Origin of the sequence: Methanospirillum sp. (genome assembly GCF_035406105.1) — an archaeon.
Lineage (GTDB): Archaea > Halobacteriota > Methanomicrobia > Methanomicrobiales > Methanospirillaceae > Methanospirillum.
This window is the reverse complement of sequence record NZ_DAONKG010000330.1, coordinates 1-1743: the sequence shown is the minus strand read 5'-3', so window position 1 is coordinate 1743 and position 1743 is coordinate 1. Positions and strand designations below refer to the sequence as shown.

At 43.7% G+C, this 1743-nt stretch carries 4 protein-coding genes; 2 read left to right on the top strand and 2 right to left on the bottom strand.

Translation table 11 applies throughout. The features are described from left to right. Both PLA23_RS13130 and PLA23_RS13125 read right to left on the bottom strand, forming a co-directional pair. The coding region (locus PLA23_RS13130) for an alpha/beta fold hydrolase (RefSeq protein WP_324475491.1) at positions 1-453 on the bottom strand (453 nt) is incomplete at its 3' end. Between the two features lie 144 nt (positions 454-597). Further along, on the bottom strand, positions 598-807 hold the full coding sequence (locus PLA23_RS13125; RefSeq protein ID WP_324475490.1) for a hypothetical protein: 210 nt from the start codon (positions 805-807) through the stop codon (positions 598-600). A 2-nt stretch (positions 808-809) separates the two neighbouring features. Here PLA23_RS13125 and PLA23_RS13120 point away from each other — a divergent pair, with 2 nt between their 5' ends. Next, the gene (locus tag PLA23_RS13120) at positions 810-938 is read left to right on the top strand and encodes a hypothetical protein (protein WP_324475489.1); all 129 of its coding nucleotides are present in this window, start codon (positions 810-812) and stop codon (positions 936-938) included. A gap of 574 nt (positions 939-1512) precedes the next feature. Then, positions 1513-1743, top strand: a 231-nt coding sequence (locus tag PLA23_RS13115; RefSeq protein ID WP_324475488.1) for a hypothetical protein, incomplete at its 3' end; no start/stop codon positions are given.

Genomic DNA, 1743 nt, shown 5'->3' with positions numbered 1-1743 from the left:
CTCCTGGGCAATAAAAGACCCCATGGAGGTGCCATAGATGTGCATATTGTCATACCCAAGGGCTGCGATCAGATCTGCTGCATCTTTGGCATAGAGAACCATCGTTGGGGTTTCATTCCCAACACTGCTCTGTCCCATTCCCCGGTGGTCATAGAGAAATACATGATAGTGAGAGGCAAATAGTGCCAGTGCGGTTTCATTGACCTGATCCATGGTTGCGCCAAGTCCGACGATGACAAGAAGTGGCTCCCCGCCCCCGAATTCACGATATGCAAGCCTGACTCCGTTCACATCGGCATATTGCACCGGAGTATCACGAATTGATAATGGGATCACCGGGTGATCTGATGGTTCTTTCTGGATGGCTGATGAGGCTGGAGCGGTGCATCCGGCTCCAAAACACAGGGCAATGAGCATCGCCACAACGAGTCTGTGCTGGCAGAGTATGTTCATGTATTTCTCAATATGCGATAAAAGAATTTAAAAATCCCCCAGCAATACTACCTTAGTGGTCGGTTCATTGATATGCCCCTCTTCTACCAGAAGGATCTCCGGAAAGGATCCGTCATTTGCCTTGATGATGTCTCACTCTCCCAGTCATTTCAGGCGACACTCAAATGAGTCATCACGGTGTTTCGAAAACCGTTCATCTACCGGACCCTTGACAAGGACCGGAACAGCCTGACAAAAGTGATCCCTGAACGGTGCCTGTGATGGATTGCAAAAAAGGAAGAAATCGGGGACGATAAGGTCTGGAACCGGATGCTCACCGTCTGGATTGATGATAGTGTGGTGCTCAGATGACAAAGATGACCAGTTCCGAACAGATGCTGGTTGATACCATCCGTGCCTCCGGAAAAACAGAGTTCACTGTGAAAGAACTACAAAAGGAGTCTGTGGTCCTGACCAGGCAGATAATAGGGATGATCCGGGTCTGACCAGAGAAGAAGGCTGCGTTGTTGATGGTAAGAGATAAGGAGTGAGGGATGGCAAGTATAGGGCCTACCATAGCGTCTTGTAATAGTGGCAATCAAAAGATGATTACTCCAGGGATTGGGCTCTAATTTCTCTTCCGACATATCAAAAATACCCGAAAGTTTAGCCATTTATCATTATCTGGTAACTCAACGGGTAGAGAGAAACTGATTACTATATACGAAGATAATTACGTATAGAAATGAAGGCAGATATTCAATAAATTTTTGATGAGTCCGTAAATATAACCGGCGTGATTATCCCTATTTCTTTATTGGAATCAATGGAACGTCTGGATATGAAAAGTAACTTTAGGAAAAACGTAAAAAAATCGAATCGCCATTTGGAATATTGAAAGATTTTCCAATATTCGACGATATTGATGAATATTTTAATATAACGCGTAAGTGGCCGTAGAAAGGATATAAGAGTAATCGATACAAGTGTCCTTATTGATGAGTAATCATTCCATTTCATTTCAGAATCTATAAATATTGAATTACTTCATATTATCGTTACATAGGAGTGTTTTATCTTATGAAATACGGAATATTGTGTTGTGTTATCGCATTTTTTATGTTCATTCCAATTGGAGTCGGAGCAGTACATGAAGACATGGACTGGAACGGTACCTGGCTTTCAGAGAATTTTGAACTTACAATAATCCAGGCTGAAGACGGTAATGTTACCGGTTCATACCGCCCATACAACCCGATGTCGGGCGATCCGGGAACTATTCAGGGGACCATTGAGTCGGATGGGAATGTT

Coding starts and splice junctions, on each gene's coding strand:
- PLA23_RS13120 (WP_324475489.1), top strand. CDS start 810: ATGACCAGTTCCGAACAGATGCTGGTTGATACCATCCGTGCCTCCGGA.